At 59.3% G+C, this 17420-nt stretch carries 19 protein-coding genes; 6 read left to right on the top strand and 13 right to left on the bottom strand.

Annotation, left to right across the window (positions count from 1 at the left end):
* Positions 1 to 7 precede the first annotated feature (7 nt).
* Positions 8 to 1090, bottom strand: a complete 1083-nt coding sequence (locus AD664_RS03865) for an alkene reductase (protein ID WP_053144526.1) — start codon at positions 1088 to 1090, stop codon at positions 8 to 10.
* 124 nt (positions 1091 to 1214) lie between these two features.
* Between AD664_RS03865 and AD664_RS03860 the strand changes: the two genes are divergently transcribed.
* Positions 1215 to 1823 (top strand): TetR family transcriptional regulator, encoded by a 609-nt coding sequence (locus AD664_RS03860; RefSeq protein WP_042729679.1) that lies wholly within the window; start codon positions 1215 to 1217, stop codon positions 1821 to 1823.
* 353 nt (positions 1824 to 2176) lie between these two features.
* A complete protein-coding gene (locus tag AD664_RS03855; RefSeq protein WP_053144524.1) occupies positions 2177 to 2638 on the top strand; it encodes a hypothetical protein in 462 nt (153 codons plus the stop codon).
* 69 nt (positions 2639 to 2707) lie between these two features.
* On the opposite strand, the gene AD664_RS03850 is transcribed toward AD664_RS03855, so the two are convergent.
* Complete coding sequence (locus AD664_RS03850; protein ID WP_371260935.1) at positions 2708 to 3673, bottom strand: cupin domain-containing protein; 966 nt, start codon at positions 3671 to 3673, stop codon at positions 2708 to 2710.
* Between the two features lie 102 nt (positions 3674 to 3775).
* On the opposite strand from AD664_RS03850, the gene AD664_RS03845 reads away from it, so the two are divergent.
* The 3 genes from AD664_RS03845 (at position 3776) to AD664_RS03835 (ending at position 8125) form a co-directional block, all read left to right on the top strand.
* Positions 3776 to 5023, top strand: coding sequence for an MFS transporter (locus AD664_RS03845; protein WP_053144520.1), 1248 nt, complete (start codon positions 3776 to 3778; stop codon positions 5021 to 5023).
* A 61-nt stretch (positions 5024 to 5084) separates the two neighbouring features.
* Positions 5085 to 6410 (top strand): MFS transporter, encoded by a 1326-nt coding sequence (locus AD664_RS03840; RefSeq protein WP_053144518.1) that lies wholly within the window; start codon positions 5085 to 5087, stop codon positions 6408 to 6410.
* Positions 6411 to 6460: 50 nt separating this feature from the next.
* Positions 6461 to 8125, top strand: coding sequence for a N,N-dimethylformamidase beta subunit family domain-containing protein (locus tag AD664_RS03835; protein ID WP_083454127.1), 1665 nt, complete (start codon positions 6461 to 6463; stop codon positions 8123 to 8125).
* Positions 8126 to 8336: 211 nt separating this feature from the next.
* Here AD664_RS03835 and AD664_RS03830 read toward each other — a convergent pair whose 3' ends face one another.
* From AD664_RS03830 to AD664_RS03810, 5 genes are all read right to left on the bottom strand, one after another.
* Positions 8337 to 8744: a hypothetical protein gene (locus tag AD664_RS03830; RefSeq protein ID WP_053144514.1), complete on the bottom strand. Its 408-nt coding sequence runs from the start codon at positions 8742 to 8744 to the stop codon at positions 8337 to 8339.
* Positions 8745 to 8844: 100 nt separating this feature from the next.
* On the bottom strand, positions 8845 to 9183 hold the full coding sequence (locus tag AD664_RS03825) for an antibiotic biosynthesis monooxygenase (RefSeq protein WP_053144731.1): 339 nt from the start codon (positions 9181 to 9183) through the stop codon (positions 8845 to 8847).
* A gap of 41 nt (positions 9184 to 9224) precedes the next feature.
* The gene (locus tag AD664_RS03820) at positions 9225 to 10199 is read right to left on the bottom strand and encodes a zinc-dependent alcohol dehydrogenase family protein (protein WP_053144512.1); all 975 of its coding nucleotides are present in this window, start codon (positions 10197 to 10199) and stop codon (positions 9225 to 9227) included.
* A 66-nt stretch (positions 10200 to 10265) separates the two neighbouring features.
* Positions 10266 to 10568, bottom strand: a complete 303-nt coding sequence (locus AD664_RS03815; RefSeq protein WP_042728573.1) for a helix-turn-helix transcriptional regulator — start codon at positions 10566 to 10568, stop codon at positions 10266 to 10268.
* Positions 10569 to 10621: 53 nt separating this feature from the next.
* Positions 10622 to 11083: a helix-turn-helix domain-containing protein gene (locus tag AD664_RS03810; RefSeq protein WP_083454126.1), complete on the bottom strand. Its 462-nt coding sequence runs from the start codon at positions 11081 to 11083 to the stop codon at positions 10622 to 10624.
* A gap of 97 nt (positions 11084 to 11180) precedes the next feature.
* Between AD664_RS03810 and AD664_RS03805 the strand changes: the two genes are divergently transcribed.
* A complete protein-coding gene (locus AD664_RS03805) occupies positions 11181 to 12101 on the top strand; it encodes an aromatic alcohol reductase (RefSeq protein ID WP_053144510.1) in 921 nt (306 codons plus the stop codon).
* Between the two features lie 301 nt (positions 12102 to 12402).
* Here AD664_RS03805 and AD664_RS03800 read toward each other — a convergent pair whose 3' ends face one another.
* The 6 genes from AD664_RS03800 to AD664_RS03775 form a co-directional block, all read right to left on the bottom strand.
* On the bottom strand, positions 12403 to 13005 hold the full coding sequence (locus AD664_RS03800; RefSeq protein WP_053144729.1) for an aminodeoxychorismate/anthranilate synthase component II: 603 nt from the start codon (positions 13003 to 13005) through the stop codon (positions 12403 to 12405).
* Positions 12986 to 14434 (bottom strand): anthranilate synthase component I family protein, encoded by a 1449-nt coding sequence (locus tag AD664_RS03795; protein WP_256206999.1) that lies wholly within the window; start codon positions 14432 to 14434, stop codon positions 12986 to 12988. The genes AD664_RS03800 and AD664_RS03795 overlap by 20 nt, the downstream gene beginning before the upstream one ends.
* A gap of 104 nt (positions 14435 to 14538) precedes the next feature.
* On the bottom strand, positions 14539 to 15156 hold the full coding sequence (locus tag AD664_RS03790) for a glutathione S-transferase family protein (RefSeq protein ID WP_053144506.1): 618 nt from the start codon (positions 15154 to 15156) through the stop codon (positions 14539 to 14541).
* 31 nt (positions 15157 to 15187) lie between these two features.
* Positions 15188 to 15982 (bottom strand): glutamate racemase, encoded by a 795-nt coding sequence (locus tag AD664_RS03785; RefSeq protein WP_157061536.1) that lies wholly within the window; start codon positions 15980 to 15982, stop codon positions 15188 to 15190.
* Positions 15983 to 16028: 46 nt separating this feature from the next.
* Positions 16029 to 16631 carry a LysE family translocator gene (locus AD664_RS03780; protein ID WP_053144502.1) on the bottom strand — a complete coding sequence of 201 codons (603 nt, stop codon included), beginning with the start codon at positions 16629 to 16631 and terminating at the stop codon, positions 16029 to 16031.
* Between the two features lie 72 nt (positions 16632 to 16703).
* Positions 16704 to 17417 carry a glutamine amidotransferase gene (locus AD664_RS03775; protein ID WP_053144501.1) on the bottom strand — a complete coding sequence of 238 codons (714 nt, stop codon included), beginning with the start codon at positions 17415 to 17417 and terminating at the stop codon, positions 16704 to 16706.
* Positions 17418 to 17420: the final 3 nt, after the last annotated feature.

Here is a 17420-nt window from a genome sequence, read left to right as displayed (position 1 = left end):
CGAAGCGTCAACCGGCGAATGTCGGGTAGTCGGTGTAGCCTTGTGCTCCGCCGCCGTAGAGTGTTGCCGGGTTTAACGGTGCTAGAGGCGCGCCGGTTTTCAACCGCTCAACCAGATCCGGGTTACTGATAAAGGGCCGGCCGAAGGCAAAGAGGTCCGCTTTGGCCTCGTTGAGGGTGGCGCTGGCGAACTCCAGGTCGTAACCGTTATTGGCCAGGTAGGTTTGCTTGAACCTGCGGCGCAATGAGGCGTAGTCGAAGGGGGCAATATCACGCGGCCCACCCGTCGCACCTTCGACCACGTGCAGATAGGCAATACCCAGGGCACTGAGCTGGTCAGCGATGTAATCGTATTGCGCTTGGGGATCGCTGCTGGCGACGTCGTTGGCTGGCGATACCGGTGAAACCCTCACGCCAGTGCGACCTGCACCGATCTCATCGGCTACCGCGGTAACGACTTCGATTAAAAGGCGCGCACGGTTTTCGACTGTTCCACCGTACGCATCGGTGCGTTGGTTGGCGCTGTCTTTGATGAACTGATCAAGCAGGTAGCCGTTGGCTCCGTGAATCTCTACACCATCGAAACCTGCGAGCACCGCATTCGCCGCGGCCTGACGGAAGTCATTCACGATGCCGGGTAGCTCACTCAAATCAAGAGCGCGAGGCTCTGAAACGTCGACGAAGCCATTGTTGACAAAGGTTTTGGTCTGAGCGCGCACCGCAGAAGGGGCGACGGGTGCTGCGCCGCCCGGTTGCAGGTCAACGTGGGAGACACGCCCCACATGCCAAAGTTGAACGAAGATGCGACCACCTTGTGCATGCACGGCCTCCGTGACCTTGCGCCATCCCTCGATTTGTTCAGCCGTGTAGAGCCCAGGGGTGTCCTGGTAGCCCTGGGCCTGCGCGGAAATCTGCGTGGCCTCGGTAATGATCAGGCCTGCGGCGGCGCGTTGCGCGTAATAGGTCGCTGTCAGCTCGGTGGGAACCAGACCGGCACCGGCACGGTTGCGAGTCAGCGGCGCCATCACTATGCGGTTAGCCAGCGTCAGATCGCCCAGGGCATAGGGCTCGAAAAGCGTTTTTGAGGTCATTTCTTTCAGCTTCTGGTGGGGAGGTGCTTCCAATGATTATGGTCGAACTCTAAAATGTCAACACTTTGATGTCGGTCAACATCAATGTATATTGCAGCCATGTGCAAGCCATGTTGGATGAACGATGAAAGTCACTAAGCAGCAGGCGCAGGCGAATCGGGCGCACATCGTCGAGACCGCCTCCGCGCTTTTTCGAGAACGCGGCTACGACGGCATCGGTATTGCCGAACTGATGGCTGCCGCCGGGTTTACCCAAGGCGGGTTCTACAAACACTTCAAATCCAAGGCCGATTTGATGGCGGAGTCGTCGTCTTCCGGTATAGCGCAATCCGCGGCGCTGACGGCCGGGGCGTCGGTACCCGAATTTGTGAACGCGTACTTGTCTCGCGAACACCGTGATGACCGGGCGACCGGATGCACCTTGGCTGCCCTGTGCGCTGATGCCGCTCGAAAAGAGGATGAAGTCAAGGCCGCCTTTGCCGCAGGCATCGAGACCCAGTTGGCGGTGTTGCTCAACGGAGCAGGGGAACTGGACGAGCCCGGCTTAGCCGATGCCCGTGCAAAATACCTTGCCATCATGGCTCACTCGTTGGGCGCAATTATCCTGTCGCGTGCCTGTCCCGACGATTCGCCGCTGGCCGATGAAATCCTCGCGGCTTGTCGCGATGAAATCCTCAGGGCCGCGGGAGAGGTTGAGCCAGAGGGGGGCCGTCTGGACCTGGCCGGCGCATAGAAGTGATCGGCTTGCCGCAACGGCAAGCCGGGCCGGCATAAGGGTGGGCCTTCCTTGTTTGTATGGTTACAAAAGGTTTTGTTTTGTCGGGTGATTCGCCTGTTTCTTCAAATAGTCGATCTGCTGGATAAGTCTGGTGATCGCTGCATCCTTTCAAACGCCCCTTAGCACGTTTGTGCTATAGCCTCGTTCCAGATAGGCATTCTAGACTTCGAGAACGGCGAACGTCGCGAACTCGCTGCCAGGAATATAGCGTTCATTACCTGCAAATACTGACCACACCTGTATTCGAGAGCAGCAAATTGTCGTTCTTGTAACATTTGGACTGATCTGATTTTCCAGGGAGCTATTGAATGTCTTTACAAAAAAAACAATTACTCACAGCACTCTCGCTGACCTCATTGTTGTTAACAGGGTGTTCTACCATCGCCCCTGAACGCTCCGCTGCCAACGAGCTGATGGGGAAAAATATCCAGGAAGCCTATAAGAAATTCGGCAATCCTTCGCTGATTCTGACAGAGCACTCAGTCAAGCCAGGTCACGAGCTGTATGGGCAGAAAGTTTATGTATTCGATAAAAACGGGGTCAATTACAACCAGCAAACGGTTGCCGGTTCATACATGGATACTTCTTCTGGGCAACTGGTGAATGTGCAGCAGATCGAAACGAGAAACGTCCAGGAACGCTGCACGGTCGCATTCTGGGCTAAGAACGACAGCAATGTAATTGATTACTACGAAGTAAAAGGCAATTGCGGGCTGTGGGGGTCAGGATTAGGAAACACTGGCGCCCTTCATTACTTGGGCATTAACTGAACAACGCCCACTGACTCAAGCTGAGCGCTCGGGCAAACAGTTAATGGGCTATATCGAACGCCCAACGTTTCAAGCCCCCGCAAGCCGCCGCCCTTGACGACTCATCCCGGGCGGCTGCCCGGTGATGCGCTTGAACGCGCGACTGAATGCCGCCTGCGACGTGTACCCCAGCCGCTGGGCTACTTCTTCTATCGGGAGCCGCTCAAGCGTCAGCCACTGGCTTGCCAGCCTCATCCGCAATTCTGTGGCATATCGCAAGGGCGCAATGCCAAGCGTGGCGTGGAAGCGCTCGGCGAATGCCGAGCGCGAGGTGTTGCATTGCTGCGCCAGTTGCGCGACGGTCCAATCGCGCCCCGGGTCCTGGTGCAAGGCCAGCAGTGCCCGAGCCAGGCGCGGATCGCGCAGGGCCGCGACCAATCCCGAGGCGTTACCACAGGCGCACTCCACCCATCCGCGAACGATCATGGCGGTCACCACATCCGCCAGCCGCGCGAGGATGCCGGCAAAACCGATGCGGGCGGCGCTGACCTCGCGCTCCATGGTTGCCAGGATCGGCATCAGCCCCGGATAACGCTGGCCCCCGGCGTCGATCACCATCAAGCCCGGCATCAGTTTGCCAAGACCGTGAATGCTGCCCAGCTCGAACGCCATGCAGCTGTTGAAAATGATCGTGGGAGAGGCGGTGTCGGACTCGCCGCCGACATCCACCGCGCAGACGGTGTCCCCAAGCGACGCGGCGTCCAGGCTGTCGATGTCCTGGACGGGCACGTCAACGTCGGAGAGCAACTGATGGGCGGCACCATGGGAAATGAACACGGCGTTCCCCGCAGACAGCGCGAAGCAGGTTCCATCCTCCATCCGAAGCACGGCGTTGCCGACTGCAACGAAATGGAACCAGGCATGGCCAGGTTGGGCTGCGAAGCCTAGGCCGAAATCAGGTCCGGTCTGGATGCGACGGTACTGGACGCCGCGCAGACGCATGCTACGCAGCAACTCGTCAATGAGATCGGAAGACAGGGGAAGGGAATCGGACATGGGCATTCCGGAGTTTCGGTCAAAAGATAGAGACGTTGCATCATAGATCATCCATTTTCACGCGCCTAGACTGCGGATCGCGATGAAATGTGGAGATCTGCAATGACTAAATGTGTATGTGACGCCGTGTTCGACAGCCGTCACGCGGTGGTAGACGAGGCGCCTACGTCACCGGCGTGGATGGCCGTGTTTTCGCTGGCCATGGGGGTATTCGGATTGCTGACCGCCGAATACTTGCCGGCCAGCCTGCTGACGCCGATGGCGACTCAGTTGGGGGTTTCAGAAGCACTCGCCGGGCAGGCGGTGACCGTGACGGCGGTGGTGGCGTTGTTCGCCGGCTTGCTGGTGCCGGGCCTGACCCGCGCCATCGACCGGCGTTGGGTTTTGCTGGGGTTTTCCACGTTGATGATCGCGTCCAACCTGTTGGTCGCTTTTTCCTCGAGCCTGGCCGTCCTGCTGGTGATGCGGGTCTTGCTGGGTATCGCCTTGGGTGGTTTCTGGAGCATGGCGGCGGCCGTGGCGATGCGCTTGGTGCCGGCGGCGCTGTTGCCTCGTGCACTGTCCATCATCTTCAGTGGCATCGCGGTAGGAACAGTGGTCGCGGTTCCCCTGGGTAGCTACCTGGGCGAGCTATACGGCTGGCGCAGCGCATTCATCGCGGCCGCGGCGGTGGGCACGGTGACGCTGGTCTTTCAATCACTCACCTTGCCGCCTCTGGCACCGCGACGGCCCGCACGTCTGCGCACAGTACTCGAGGTCTTGCTGCGCCCGGGCATTGCCTTGGGCATGCTGGGTTGCATATTGGCACACAGCGGCCACTTTGCCCTGTTCACCTATATCCGACCGTTCCTGGAAAGCACCACGGGGGTAGGGCCGCTGGGTTTGTCCGTGATGCTGCTCGGTTTCGGTGTGGCGAACTTCATCGGCACCCTGCTGGCCGGTTGGCTACTTGAGCGCAATCCACGTGGCGTCTTGGTCCTGATGCCGATGCTGGTAGGGCTCGCGGCCCTGGCCCTGGTCATCTTGCCAGCGTCTGTGCCAGGGCAGGCGGTGTTGTTGGCTGTCTGGGGCATGGCCTTCGGCGGCGTGCCGGTCGCGTGGTCGAACTGGGTTGCCCGCGCGGTGCCGGACCAGGCGGAAAGTGCCGGCGGGATGGTCGTCGCTTCAGTGCAGTCCGCCATCGCCGCTGGCGCTGCCGGAGGTGGTGTGATGTTCAGTTTCAGCGGCATCGACGGTGTGTTCATCGCGGCCGCAGTGCTGATGTTCCTGGCGGCACTGCTGATCGCCCTGCGTGTGCGCGTGGAGGCACCCGCGCCAGGTGCCGCGGCCGGGGCTGCATTACACCTCTGAGCCAGCCTCTTCGGGGTATCCCCCGTCTCCTTTGCTGACACCCATTATCTGGAGAAGTGACATGAATAATTCGACGTCCCATCAAGGACGCCTCGCTTCGTTGCGCGCGGCCGGTATAGGCAATGCACTCGAGTGGTTCGACTGGACGTTGTACGCGACGTTCTCCGTCTACCTGTCGCGCAACCTGTTCGACCAGACGGATCCGCGCTCGGCGATGCTCGCGACACTTGCCGTGTTTGCGGTCGGCTTCGTCGCCCGGCCCATCGGCGGACTGCTGTTCGGTCGTCTGAGCGACCGCCTCGGGCGCCGGACCATCATGGTGATCACGATGCTGCTCCTGGCGGTCAGCAGCCTGGGTATCGCCATCATCCCGGCTTACTCGAACGTCGGCTTGTACGCCTCCGCAGGCTTGCTGTTTTTTCGGTTGATTCAAGGCCTCGCTCATGGCGGCGAAACGGGTGTGTCGTATACGTACGTCGCCGAGATCGCGCCCAGCCAGCACCGCGGATTATGGTCCAGCTCGGTGTATGTCGGGGTGACGTTGGGGGTCATGGCAGCAACCGCAGTGGCGGCGGCACTGACCTGGCTGCTGGGGCCCGAAGCCATGAATGACTATGGCTGGCGCATCGGATTTGCCATCGGTGGTGTGCTCGGCATCTACGCATTGTTCCTGCGCCGCAGTGCGCAGGAATCCCATGTGTTCGAGCAACAGCAAGGGCAGACTCATGCGTCGCGAACGCTGTCCAGGGGCGAGGTGCTACGCATTGCTCGTAACATCGTGATGCTCGCGGCGGCCGCAAATGTCACCTATTACGCCTGGGTCACCTTCGGTGCCGCGTCGGCCATTGCCCGAGGCATGGATGCGACGGGCGCATACGTAGCGAGCCTGCTCGCGCAGATCATTTGCGTGTGCTGGTTGCCGGTATGCGGAAGGATGTCTGACCGGGTAGGGCGCAAACCCATGGTCATTGCCTGGGGCATTTGCGTGATGTTGCTGACCTACCCGCTGTCGATCATGGTCACCACCGAGCCCTATACGCTGTTCCTGGCCCAACTGCTGGGGCTGAGCGCCTGGGCCCTGATTGCGGCGATCTTTCCGGCGGTTTTGTCGGAGCAGGTGCCGACCCAGGCGCGTGCCCAGGGCGTCGGCTTCGTCTCGTCCGTCTCGGTGGCCGTTTTCGGCGGCACTGCCCCTTATCTGCACAGCTATCTCAACGGCGCCGACCTTGGCTACCTGTACATCGGTTACGTGATGGGGCTGGGCCTGGTCACGGTGGTGGCCGGTTACTTCATCGAGGAAACGGTGGGTATCGATCTCGCCGATATCCAGGCGCCGGGTGCCCGGATGACCGAGAGCACGGGAAGGTCGATCGCGTCCCAGCCATGAATGCCAGGCGTGTCGATCCGCAAAGACCATTGAATACAGGCGATAACCCCATGAATCCACCCGAATCGAAGCACACGGCCGCCCGCGGCGAACGGCCCGGCGCCGGCGTAACCCCCCTCCAGACTTCCGGCCCACACCAGGGCGCCAGGGAGATATGGGTCGAAGTCCCTGCCCAGACGGGGTCACTGGCTGCCTGGTGCTACTCCGACCGACGCTCCTATAGCCCGGGTGAAACGGTGCATCTGCACTTGTCTTCAAACAGCCCTCAGGTAGCGCTGAGGATCTATCGGGACGGGCCGCTTGCCCACACCGTGCACAACACCAGCGCTCTCGCTGCCGGTTTCCATCCGCTGCCCGAACGTGCCTACGAGCAGGGGTGTCAATGGCCGGTGTTTGCGCACTGGGCAATCCCAGCGGACGCCGAGCCCGGCGGCTACGTGGTGGAGGTGCACGATGGCGCCGGTCACGTGCTTGGGCATCACTTGTTCATCGTCAAGGCGGCGCACAAACGCGCTGACGCGCTGGTGCTGGTGGCGGCGACCTCTACTTGGGCCGCCTACAACGACTGGGGAGGCGCCAACCATTACTTCGGCATCCACCCCGATACACCGCGCGGGCGCTCACCACTGTTGTCGGCACAACGACCCTGGGCGCGTGGGCAGGTCTGGCTGCCAGAGGACGCGCCGCGTTCGATCAATGCCTCTCGCCCTCGCAAGCCAGGCCCTGCGCGTTATGAGTTCATCGAGTGGGCCGCTTTGAATGGCTTCAGCAAGTATTACGCGTTGGCGGGCTGGGCCTCTTACGAGCGGCTTTTCATGGTGTGGGCCGAGCAACAGGGCTATACGGTGGACATCCTGACCCAGGATGACTTGCATCACGACCCGCACGCACTGGAAGGCTACGGTTGCGCTGTCTTCGTGGGGCACGACGAATATTGGACGCAAGAGATGCGCGACCACGTCGACGCCTTTGTCGAGGGTGGCGGCAACGTGGCCCGCTTTGCAGGCAATTTCATGTGGCAGATTCGCCTGGAGAACGGAGGGCTGCGTCAAGTGGCCTACAAGTATGACGCCGCCGAACTCGACCCTTTGGCGGCCATCGATCCCGGCAGGCTAACCGGTGCCTGGGAAGATCCGCGGGTGGGTCGTCCCGGTGCCAAGACGTTCGGCGTGAACGCGTTGCGAGGGATATACGGCGCATTTGGCGGCATGGCCCGGCGCAGCCCGCGCGGCTTCACAGTGTTCAGGCCAAAGCACTGGGCGTTCGCCGGCACGGGGCTGGGTTACGCGGATATGTTCGGTGATGAGGCCAACCTCTTTGGCTACGAAGTGGACGGGCTTGAGTACACCTTCGTCAAAGGCCTGCCGGAACCCCTTGGCACCGACGGTGCTCCGCCAGGGTTGCAGATCCTCGCCATGGGCTGGGCCAGCGTCGCCGAGCAGGGCCGGCCCCAGGATGCGTATTCGTTCATGCTGGGGGATGGCGACGCTCGGTTTCGTGCTGCGTTGCTGGCGCCCGACCTCAGCGATGCTAGCGTCGGCGAGCATAGCCGGGGGGCTGGCATGGTGGTGTATTTTCAAAAAGGCAAAGGTGAAGTTTTCACCGCCGCGACGTGCGAATGGGTGCAGGGCCTGGTGCTGGGTGATGTCTATACCGTCATGATCACCCGGAACGTGCTGAGTCGGTTTTTGCTGGGGAGAATGAATGCTGGATAGCTGTTTTGGGGTCAGTCGGTTTTAAAGGACAGGAGCAGAGGAATGGTTACGACAGGTGTCGCTGAGTTTGCCTGGCGCCTGAACGAGCCAAGGAATGAAGTCTGGATCGCGCCCCTGAGCCATACCGTCCCATGATCGACAGGGGCCTGGCGCACACCTCTTTCAACCATCAACAGGTCGGGGGCCTGGCACGGTCCAGACGGCTTCTTATTTACGGCACCTCGAAATTCTCATACCCCAGGGAAATCGAATCGCTTCTGGGATAGCTGACATACACCATCTCGCCATAGTTGCTGGCCACCAGCACGTAGGGCCATTTGCCGTTGGCCTTTCGCAAATCCTCATACAAAGGCAGGAAGAAGTCCTTGGTCTGACCCTGTGGGTCGTAGGGAACCTCACCGATAAAGATCGGATAACGCCCGCCGTTGCACAACTGTACGCGCTCCAGCTTGATGCCGCTTTTCTCCAGCACGGTGCGGGCAGGGTGTTGCCAGGTGGCGAGGTCGACATCCTGGCAATCGTGGGTCTTCTGGGTGTAGAGCTCGGTGTCCCGGAGGACTGGGTACGCCAGGGCCTGGCCGGTCATGAGCAGTAGAACCAGGGGCAAAAGACGCGACATGAAGAGGATCCGAATGAGGGGAGGGTAATTGTAAGGGCTTTTGCGCGAGATCCAAGGCTTGAACCGTCGCGCAATCGCCTGTTTCCAAAGCCATCATTGATCAGTGTGCGCCAGCGTTGAAGAAAAAATCCTCCTGTTCGACGGCCGTAAACGCGGCGCCCTCGATGTGGTAGACGGTGGGCTCTTCAGAAAAATACGACTCCAGCCCGCTCATGAATAGCCGATGGTCTTCACTCGCTTCGAACCCCGGCGTGTGATCCTCAAGTGAAGCCCAACGCACGATGAGGTTGAATTGGCCGGGGGTCTCGATACCTTGCGCGAGCAGGTGGCCGCCGTAGCCTTTTGCACGAGAGAGCAAAGGCGTGACGTCGGCAAATGCGCGCCTGAACGTTTCGATGCGGTCCTGGTGTATGGGGAGCAGGGCGATCTCATAGATCATGATGTTCATCCAATGTGATTCGAACGGTTAGTGACAGCCACTCAGGCGATCAGCGATGGCTCGACGGCAATCGCAATTTTCCCTTGGAGGCCGTTGTTCGGGCTTTCCAGCCGGGCATGAGCAAGGGGGATGTCTTCAAGTGAATAAACCGCTCCCACGTGTGGCCGTAGCTGACCACGATTGATCAAGGCACTCAATTCATCGAGCTTGCCACGGTTTTGGCGGGTGAAAACGAAGTGGTAGCTGGCGTTCTTGCCCCAGGCCTGGATGAGGTTCTGTGGCTGGGCAATGTCTACGATCGAGACCACGCGACCCAGTTGAGCCAGCACGTCGGGGCTGCGCGACAGCGTGTTGCCGCCGATGGTGTCAAACACCACATCGACGCCTTGGCCGGTCGTTTCGCGGTTGATTACCTCGACGTAATCCTCTTTCTCGTAGTCGATGACCACGTCGGCTCCCATGGCACGGGCGAACTCGGCGTTAGCTTCGCGCACGGTGGTGAACACCCTCGCGCCGATGGCCTTTGCCAACTGGATCGCTACATGGCCAACGCCTCCCGCACCACCATGGATGAGGATGCTTTCGCCCACCCTCAGGCCTGCGCGGACGACCAGGGCTTCCCACGCCGTCCCGCCAACCAGGCTCAGGCTCGCCGCCTCAAGGTGGTTCAACGCAGCTGGCTTCTTGCCGATGATGCTTTCGGCGGCGACGTGGTACTCGGCATAGCTGCCGGGACCGTCGAATATCTGCGGGGTGTACCAGACTTCATCCCCGGGCACGAAAGACGTAACGCCAGGCCCGACGCTTTCAACGACGCCAGAGATGTCATGGCCGGTGATGGTCGGCAGCGCCGCCAGGTCGGGGTAGTCGCCACGACGAACCTGGTAATCCAACGGATTGATGGAGGTTGCGTGTACCCGGACCAGGACGTGTCCGGGCCCCGGCACGGGTTTGGGCAACTCGCGAAGTTCGAACGATTCCGGGCCGCCAAATGAGGTGAGCATCATCGCTTTCATTGCAAAATCCTCTAATCGATAAAATTAGATATCGAGATATTTCGATATCATGCGGTAAAAAAAAACCTACAACTCTTTCCCAATCAACTCGGAGAGGGCGCTGATAGTGGCTTCGTTGCGCTTGTAATAGGTCCACTGACCGATGCGCCTGACCTCGACCAGACCCACCCGTTGCAGCGTTGCAAGGTAACCAGACACCGTGGACTGAGACAGGCCGATGCCTTCCTGGATACTGCTGACACAGACACCCACCGTGTGAACGTCACCCTCATCCTGTGGAGGGAAGTTCTTTACGGGGTCCTTCAAGCCTTTCAGGATTTGCAGGCGAGTAGGATTCGAGAGGGCTTTGAATATATCGAGTAGTTCCATGCGCCCAGGATATCGAGAATTTCCGATATGTCAATACGCGAATTGCAGGCACATCAGTCAGGCCTGTCGACGGCTGTGATAGCGCCTGTTTCAGGCCGGGCCTGCGGCACACCCGGCCGGTCCGCGGCATCAAAGGTCATCCTCGCACGGCGAAAACACTCCGCGTTTTCCAACAGCCAAGTCCACAACGGCACCATTCGGACCAGAAAACTGCGCCCCAGCGAGGTCAGCTCGTAATCGACCCGGGGCGGCGTTTCGCCGTGGTCGAAGCGAGCAATCAGACCGTCACGCTGCAGTTGTCGCAAGCTACGGGTCAGCATCCGTTGGGTGACACCCGGCAGGCGTCGACCAATTTCGGCGTGACGCAACGTGCCTGCCACGCCCAACACATGGACGATACCCAACGACCAGCGATTGCCCGCGTGGGTCAGCACCTCGCGCTTGAGTTCACCGTCCTCGGCACCGAGGGCGTCGCACACGGCCTGGGACTGGCGGATGACTTCATCTTCACTCATTTCGTCGTGCGGTATCACGGGTGTGCCTTCTTCAGTGCGTTAACCAGGGCTGGCAGGATGCGGACATTCATTGCCGACCAACATTTGGGAGCTACAGATGCAACCGCACAATCCTGCAAAAAACCAGAAGATTCTCGTCTTAGGCGCTGGCGAATTGGGCCTGGCGGTTGTCCGCGCGCTGGTGCTCAACCCAGCGGCGGAGGTGGCGGTGATGCTGCGTCCGGTCGCGCCAGAGAAGATATCCAGCGAGAGACACCAGGCGCTGCACGAGCTGGAAAGCCTGGGTGTCGAGGTATTGGCGGGGGATGCCGTCAATGACAGCGAAGAACAACTTGCGGCAAGCTTCGGCGCCTTCGATACGCTGGTGAGTTGCCTGGGTTTTGTCGCCGGCCCCGGCACGCAACGAAAACTCACTCGTGCCGCTTTACAGTCCGACATCAAGCGTTACGTGCCATGGCAATTCGGCGTCGACTACGATGCGATCGGCCGAGACAGCCCGCAGGATCTGTTCGACGAGCAACTGGACGTACGCGATTTGCTCCGCGCTCAATCCCGGGTGCAATGGCTGATCATCTCGACCGGCATGTTCACCAGCTTTCTGTTCCAGCCAGAGTTTGGCGTGGTCGACCTGGACAACGACACCGTGCGTGCACTGGGCAGTTGGGACACGGCCGTGACGGTGACCACCGCGCAGGATATCGGTCGGCTGACAGCGACGATCCTGTTCGATTCAACCTTGCGTAACCAGGTGGTCTATACCGCAGGTGACACGCTCACGTATGGGCAATTGGCCGACACTATGGAGCGGTTGCTGGGCAGAACACTTGAACGTGTCGAATGGACAGCGCCTGCGCTCGAGGCAGACCTGCGTGCCGAACCTGACGATCAACTGCGCAAGTACCGAACGGTGTTCGCTCAGGGCAAAGGCGTTGCGTGGGATAAAGCGCGAACCTACAACGGCGAGCGGCAAATCGAGACGACCAACGTGGCACAGTGGATTGAGCAGAATCTGTTTTGACAGGGGTGTTTGTATAGAGGCGGTCTGGAAGTGGAGGATTTTATGGTCGGAGCTGGGTGAATTTCTGTGGGGTGTGGCGTGGTAGGTGTAATATCTTGTTACGCATAATGTATATTATGTTAAACAACACGTATGCATGCGTTTACGTTGACCTGTCACCTGCCCGCGTTACGCGGACAGATGCACCAATCGCGTTTTGAGTCGGCTTTGACGCCAGCGCCCTCCTACATGAGTTACTTGAACAGAATCTGCAACGCTGGGAAAACGAAAACGAGCCAAAGTCCCGTCCATGGCAACCGGCTTAGATCGCCAGCCCGGCGATGCGGCCCTCGACCAGTTGCAGATAATTGCCCAACATATCCAGCCCTTGCTGCGTCATCACTGACTCGGGGTGAAACTGCAGACCATAGATCGGCAGCTTACGATGTCGCAGCGCCATGATTTCGTCAGGCTGGCCGTTTTCATCCAGCGCATGGGCCGTAGCCACCAGTTCGTCGGGCAAAGCGCCGGCCACGAGCGAGTGATACCGTGCCACTTCCAGACCGTCAGGCAAACCGTCGAACAAGTCACGGCTGTCGTGACGGATGCGCGACACCTTGCCGTGCAGCACCTCTCGCGCCCTTCGCACCTCTCCGCCAAACGCGGCAGTGATGCATTGATGGCCCAGGCAGATGCCCAGTATCGGCAAGCGGCCCGCAAAGTGTTTGATGGCGGCCAGCGAAATACCCGCCTCGGCAGGTGAACACGGCCCCGGCGAGACAATCACCGACTGCGGTTGCAGTGCTTCCATTTCTGCCAGGGTGATCTGATCGTTGCGCCGCACCTCGACATCGGCACCGAGCATGCCCAGGTACTGCACGATGTTGTAGGTGAACGAATCGTAGTTATCGATCATTAAGTGCATAGGCCACCTCCTGACGTTGGGCCAGTGTTTGGCAGCGGCCCGCCGCAACCCGCATCAACTGGCTTTTCTCGATGGTTTCCTGCCACTCGCGTTCGGCGACTGAATCCTGCACAACGCCGGCGCCGGCTTGCACATAAAGTCGCGCATCCTTGAGCAGCCCGGTGCGAATGGTGATCGCCAGATCGGCGCGACCGTTCCAGTCCAGATAACCGATGGCACCGCCGTATACCCCGCGTGCATGCGGCTCAAGTTCGGCGATGATCTCAAGCGCACGCACCTTCGATGCGCCGCTGAGCGTGCCGGCCGGGAAAATACTTTTGAGCAGTTCCAGACCACTGACGTCGTCGGCTATCTGGCCGGTGACCGTCGAGACGATGTGCATGACGTGGGAGAAGTATTCCACTTTGAGCAACTGGCTTACCTGCACACTGCCTGTATTGGCCAACCGCCCGAGGTCGTTTCGCGACAGATCGACCAGCATCATGTGTTCGGCGATCTCCTTGGGATCGGCAAGCAGCTCTTCTCTGAGGCGGTTGTCCTCGGCCACCACGCTGCCTCGCCGCCGAGTGCCAGCCATGGGCCGCGTCGTCACCGTTTGCTCCTGCTGGCGGAACAGCATTTCCGGAGAAGCGCCGACCACCTGGCAATCCCCCAGATTCAACAAGTACCGGTAAGGTGTTTGCCCCAGATCCGACAGGGAGCGATACAGCGCCACGGCGTCCTCCTCGAAAGGCAGGCTCATGCGCTGGGACAATACCACCTGCATGACATCGCCTGCGGCAATGTAGTCCTTGATCCGCGCCACCGCTTCGATGAACGCAGGTTGCGGGAAGGCGGATTCGGCGGCGGGAACAGTCACCTCGGCCACATGCGCGCAAGGTGCCGGCGCGACCAACAGGGGGCGCACATTGGCAACCAGACGATTGAGCCGATCCATGCCACTCTGATAGTCGCCCAACGTTTTCGGGCTTTCATGCACGATGCACCAGGCCAGCCGTTCGCGGTGGTCGAGCACCACCACATCGGTGCTGATCAGTTGCAAGACGTCAGGGAGATGAAAACCGGAAGGCTTGCGGGGTACGCGGCGCAGGCGTGGCTCAATCAGCCGGGTCGTTTCGAACCCGAAGTAGCCGAACAGCCCACCGCTGAACGGTGGCAGGCCGGGACAATCCGGTACGCGAAAGTGCTTTTGCAGCCGGGCCAGCTCCGCCAGTGGATCTTCGCAGTCAATCCGCGTCGACAATTGGTCGTTGCAGTAACGGCGCATGACACCTTCATCCAGTTCGATACGCTCATTGCACGGCAAGCCGATCACTGAATACGCCTGCTCGAACACACCGTCGTGCCAGTGCCCGGTTTCGAACAGATAATCCTGCCCGCAATTGGCTAGCGCCTGGTACAGCGAAAGCGCTTCGACGCCGACCGGCAACGGCAGGCTTTGCCACAACGGTATATAGGTGTACCCGGCTTCACCGAACGCAAAAAAATCTTCCAGACTCAACATCCCTGTGTCTCCTGAACATCACCCGGCGCTTATTTGAGCGGCGTAGCAGCAAACGCCGGAAGTTTCTCGATCTGTTCGGAATACGCAGCGAGCGCGGCATATTTTTCGACATCGACCAGATGCGGCACACGAAACTGCGTGAAACGCCAGGCGGCGGCTACCGTCACGTCAGCCTGGGATATCTGTTCCGTTGCCAGCCAGAGGGCATCGCGTTTGTTCGCTGCTGCTTGGTCCAGAAGTTCCAGCGCGGCACTCAGTTGTTCGGTAATACGGGTTTGCCAGGGCTCATAGTGAAACGCCTTCGGCTTGTTGTATTCATATTCGAGCGTCACCGCTTTCTCACACACGGCCAGGCCAAGTCCGATGAGCGACAGCACCTTGCGATACTGTTTCGGGTCTTTTGGCAGCAAACTGAGTTCCGGGCCGACCAGCGACTCCAGATAATCAATCACCATCGAAGAGTCCGTGATCATTTCACCGTCATCGAGAATCAACGTCGGTGCCTTGATGACGGGATTGATGGCGCGAAACTCTTCAGTGTCGCGAAATACCGAGATCTGCTTGTGTTCATGGCTCAAGTCCATCAGGCGCATCGAAATGGCCACGCGCCGAACATAAGGTGATCCCATCATGCCAACCAGTTTCATGTCTTTCTCCTGAGTTGTTAGAACTTACCTGTCAGATTTTCGAGAACTCGACCCTTGCTCCGTAGAACAAAGAGGCGCGCTCTGAAACTGTTTCAACATCGCCTGTAGTCAGGAACGAGTTGCTACCGGGTTTAGCGCTGGAAAAACGCGGATTGCTTTGCAGATACTCCGTCAGATTTTCAGCGCACGCACGGGACTGGGAGAGAATCCGCACCGAGCCCGGCAACGCTGCCCGCCACAGAGGCTCAACGAGGGGGTAATGGGTGCAGCCCAATATGCAAACCTGTGGAACTTGCGGGGTACTCACCAACAGCGCATCGACGTGTTTACGTATTTCGACCCGCAACCGCTCTGTCGGCGCGCCTTGCTCAATCAGCAAGGCGAGACCGTTACAGACTTGTTGATACACCGCTGTAGCTGGATTGCGTTTGTTAATTTCCGTGGCAAAAATATTGGAGTCCACCGTATGCTGAGTGGCAAAAACCGCCACACTCCCGACAGCGGCATCTGCCGCCTCTTCGGCTACCGGTGTGACGACTCCAATCACCTCTCGATCCGGATAAAACGCTGGCAGCCATGACTGCTTCAAAATGTGCAGACTGGTGGCCACGGCGGTATTACAGGCGATCACGACCAATGAACAACCGTATTCGAAAAGCCGGGCAACAGCGGCCAGGGTGAGATCGTAAATATCACCCGATGCGTTGTTGCCATAAGGCGGGTTGCCATGATCGCCCAGATAGACAAAGTGTTCGTGTGGCAATGCAGACTCAAGGGCACGCATCACCGTCAATCCACCACTGCCGAAATCAAATACGCCAATCACATCGAACCTCGCTTGAATGCTGGTAATGCCGGGTACTCACATTCATTTAAATAGTCGTGGCAATTGCAGTGGCGACGCCGATGTACAAAACGCCCGTCACCACACTCATCTGGCGCTTTGTCTTGAATATCTTCGCTGCGTGCCGGGCCAGGAGCATGTACATGGCGTACACCGATGTGGAAATGACAATGGCGGTCGCAATCAAGGCGATGCACTGCGGGACATAAGGCAAATCTTTATTGACGAAGGTCGGGAACAAGATGATGTTCGTCAGAATGCCCTTGGGATTGGTAAATGAAACGATCACAGCTCCGGTGAACATTTGTAGCGGCGTGCGCTTGCTGGAAGTGGCCACGGCAACTTGTGTATGCGAGCGCAACGACTTCAGCGCCAGATAGAGTAAATAGACCACACCGATCCATTTGAGCCAGAACAGGATTCCGGGGTTTTTGCTGACCAGCAAACCCAGCCCCGACAGCACGATAAAGGCATGTCCCCCGCTCGCCAGGCCGAAACCGATGGCTCCAGGAAATGACTCCTTGAAACCGTGATCCAACGCTTGCGCCATAGAGAACGCGACATTCGGCCCCGGGAGGATTGCCGCTGAAAGAAAGACCACGCAAAACAAAATCCAGAGCTGAAAATCCATGTTGCACTCTCTCCGTGAGGTCACCCTGACTGAAGGCGTTCGTCGGGGTCTTGATGCCCGTTTATCGGTGGATCAGACGGGTGTCCCTATCCACTTCGGCAGAAACGCCTTGATCCACGCTTCAACCGCTGAATCATGTCGATGCCAGCCCGCGGTATGTTCGTGGGCTGGCCTGGAACCCGGGGCCTTGAGCCGTTCGGTGCCAAGGGACGACCAGCGATCGATCGTTTCGTAAGTGACTTCCGGGTGAAATTGCAGCGCGTAGGCGTTGTCGGCATAGCGGTAGGCCTGAACCGGAAAAGTCGTCCCCGCCGCCAGTTGCACGGCGCCCGTTGGCAAATCGAAGCCTTCGCTATGCCACTGATAGACATGATCCGGAAAAGGAGCGCTGGCATCGGCGGTGATTTCGTGCGCCGCGGCGAGCGGAGTGATCGGGTAATAACCGGCTTCGATGCCGCCGTTGTCCAGGCCGTAGACCCGCGACCCCAAATGTCGGGTCAGCATCTGCGCCCCCAGACAAAGCCCCAGAAACGGTTTGTCTTCTTTCAGGGGATGGGCCAGCCAGTCGATCTCTTCGCGGATGTAGGCATCGCTGTCATTGGCACTCATGGGACCGCCGAAAACCACCGCCCCGGCGTGTTCGCGCATGTCCTGCGGAAGCGGCTCGCCAAATCGCGGCTTGCGGATGTCAAGCTCGAATCCCAGTTGCTCCAACAGCTGGCCGACGCGGCCCGCCGTAGAATGTTCCTGATGCAAGATGATCAGGATCTTCCTTGATTGATCCATTGC

Source organism: Pseudomonas sp. P97.38 (assembly GCF_001269745.1).
GTDB lineage: Bacteria > Pseudomonadota > Gammaproteobacteria > Pseudomonadales > Pseudomonadaceae > Aquipseudomonas > Aquipseudomonas chlororaphis_E.
This window is presented reverse-complemented; position numbering and strand designations above follow the sequence as displayed.

Excerpts from the sequence above, each read along its gene's own strand:
- AD664_RS03850 (WP_371260935.1), bottom strand. The coding sequence starts at position 3,673 with ATGTCCGATTCCCTTCCCCTGTCTTCCGATCTCATTGACGAGTTGCTG.
- AD664_RS03805 (WP_053144510.1), top strand. The coding sequence starts at position 11,181 with ATGCAACCGCACAATCCTGCAAAAAACCAGAAGATTCTCGTCTTAGGC.
- AD664_RS03860 (WP_042729679.1), top strand. The coding sequence starts at position 1,215 with ATGAAAGTCACTAAGCAGCAGGCGCAGGCGAATCGGGCGCACATCGTC.
- AD664_RS03775 (WP_053144501.1), bottom strand. The coding sequence starts at position 17,417 with ATGGATCAATCAAGGAAGATCCTGATCATCTTGCATCAGGAACATTCT.
- AD664_RS03810 (WP_083454126.1), bottom strand. The coding sequence starts at position 11,083 with ATGAGTGAAGATGAAGTCATCCGCCAGTCCCAGGCCGTGTGCGACGCC.
- AD664_RS03845 (WP_053144520.1), top strand. The coding sequence starts at position 3,776 with ATGACTAAATGTGTATGTGACGCCGTGTTCGACAGCCGTCACGCGGTG.
- AD664_RS03780 (WP_053144502.1), bottom strand. The coding sequence starts at position 16,631 with ATGGATTTTCAGCTCTGGATTTTGTTTTGCGTGGTCTTTCTTTCAGCG.
- AD664_RS03815 (WP_042728573.1), bottom strand. The coding sequence starts at position 10,568 with ATGGAACTACTCGATATATTCAAAGCCCTCTCGAATCCTACTCGCCTG.
- AD664_RS03820 (WP_053144512.1), bottom strand. The coding sequence starts at position 10,199 with ATGAAAGCGATGATGCTCACCTCATTTGGCGGCCCGGAATCGTTCGAA.
- AD664_RS03855 (WP_053144524.1), top strand. The coding sequence starts at position 2,177 with ATGTCTTTACAAAAAAAACAATTACTCACAGCACTCTCGCTGACCTCA.
- AD664_RS03800 (WP_053144729.1), bottom strand. The coding sequence starts at position 13,005 with ATGCACTTAATGATCGATAACTACGATTCGTTCACCTACAACATCGTG.
- AD664_RS03790 (WP_053144506.1), bottom strand. The coding sequence starts at position 15,156 with ATGAAACTGGTTGGCATGATGGGATCACCTTATGTTCGGCGCGTGGCC.
- AD664_RS03840 (WP_053144518.1), top strand. The coding sequence starts at position 5,085 with ATGAATAATTCGACGTCCCATCAAGGACGCCTCGCTTCGTTGCGCGCG.
- AD664_RS03835 (WP_083454127.1), top strand. The coding sequence starts at position 6,461 with ATGAATCCACCCGAATCGAAGCACACGGCCGCCCGCGGCGAACGGCCC.
- AD664_RS03825 (WP_053144731.1), bottom strand. The coding sequence starts at position 9,183 with ATGATCTATGAGATCGCCCTGCTCCCCATACACCAGGACCGCATCGAA.
- AD664_RS03865 (WP_053144526.1), bottom strand. The coding sequence starts at position 1,090 with ATGACCTCAAAAACGCTTTTCGAGCCCTATGCCCTGGGCGATCTGACG.
- AD664_RS03830 (WP_053144514.1), bottom strand. The coding sequence starts at position 8,744 with ATGTCGCGTCTTTTGCCCCTGGTTCTACTGCTCATGACCGGCCAGGCC.